Below are 1192 nucleotides of genomic sequence, written 5' to 3'. Positions count from 1 at the left end.
CCAGGGTGGATGGGGGGCTCAATGGTGACAGCACTGGGAGAGAAAGCTTCAGCTGCAATAGAAGCAAGCTCATCACGGAGCTCGTGGTGGCGCCGGTAGATGAGACCACCAATGCTGCAAGTGAGGGCATGGGTGACAGTGAAGGGCGCAGTGCAGGCATCGCATAGGGTGGGTAGATTGGGAGGAGTGAGCCCGTAGCGAAGGTGGAGAGCATCCCGGAATTCCTGGAAGGACAATTCAGTATGGGTGTCAATGTCCGGGAGGATGGTGAGCCAAGTGCCGGTGAGGCAGGCTCTGTCCAGGATGTGGGAGGCTGGGACTGGAGGAGGGGCTGTCTTGAGAGTTGTCAGTATTTCCTGGTGGGCCTCAAATCCACGGCGTTTGAATTCGACTCTGTTGGATTCTACAGTGGCAATGTGATTGACGAGGTTGAACTGGGGAGGGGGGTCACTGCGGATGATGAGGCAGTGGATGATGTCACCACAGATGCCCTGGCTAGTTTTGTAGCTGTGGGAGCAGGTCACGGTGGGGTCAAAGAGGCCAAGGCCAGCCAATTTGACTGGGAGGGAAGTGACGGAGGGAGGTGGAGGCTCAGCGGCAAAGAGGGCCAGGATAAAAGTGGAGATGGCCTGCTCAATGTTGGAGAATGCATCTGGGGGGCAAGGCAGGACTCGCTGCAGAAACTGCCATCGCATTTGAAGAGATTTTTGTAAGGCACAATAGGCAGATTGAGGGAAGTCCTGGCAAGCCGGAGAAAGGGCTGCAATTGCAGCCTCCCAGGCAGTGGTTTGGGCAGAGAGCCATTCAGTAAGGGGTCCAGTGTCACCGATGAAACCTCCCAGGTATCGATGACCTGTGTAGAGGGGAAAGTGGGGCCGGTTGGGTTGGTCCAGGTAGGAGTGGGCAGCAGCATACATCAGAGAGAAAAAATGTCCGGTTTTGCGACGAAAGTGCGCTTCAAACACCGGTACGTGCGCTGGACACGCAGATAACGTTAGAAATGTTAATGATCGCGCGCCCAACTACTCCAAAGTCCACACAACCGAACTGCCTTCCGCAAAGCGCAGGGTGATTTTCAAAATCTGGAATGACGATTATTGAAAATTAACAAAATAAGAGTACGCACAATGGCTCCACTACTAGATCCTGAACGTCAGTACAGATTTTTGCGTGTATGTGTAGCCAGTAGGAC

The 1192-nt window shown here is 54.0% G+C and carries 2 protein-coding genes; one reads left to right on the top strand and one right to left on the bottom strand.

What is annotated here, in order from left to right; genetic code table 11:
- Positions 1 to 236 (bottom strand): hypothetical protein (locus V6D20_15030; GenBank protein HEY9817094.1); only part of this gene is annotated, 236 nt, incomplete at its 3' end.
- Positions 237 to 242: 6 nt separating this feature from the next.
- Here V6D20_15030 and V6D20_15025 point away from each other — a divergent pair.
- Positions 243 to 713 (top strand): hypothetical protein, encoded by a 471-nt coding sequence (locus V6D20_15025; GenBank protein HEY9817093.1) that lies wholly within the window; start codon positions 243 to 245, stop codon positions 711 to 713.
- The last annotated feature ends 479 nt before the right edge of the window (positions 714 to 1192 follow it).

Source organism: Candidatus Obscuribacterales bacterium, from assembly GCA_036703605.1.
Lineage (GTDB): Bacteria > Cyanobacteriota > Cyanobacteriia > RECH01 > RECH01 > RECH01.
The sequence above is the reverse complement of the archived record's forward strand: the minus strand, read 5'-3'. Positions and strand labels throughout refer to the sequence as shown.

Coding starts and splice junctions, on each gene's coding strand:
- V6D20_15025 (HEY9817093.1), top strand. CDS start 243: ATGGGTGTCAATGTCCGGGAGGATGGTGAGCCAAGTGCCGGTGAGGCA.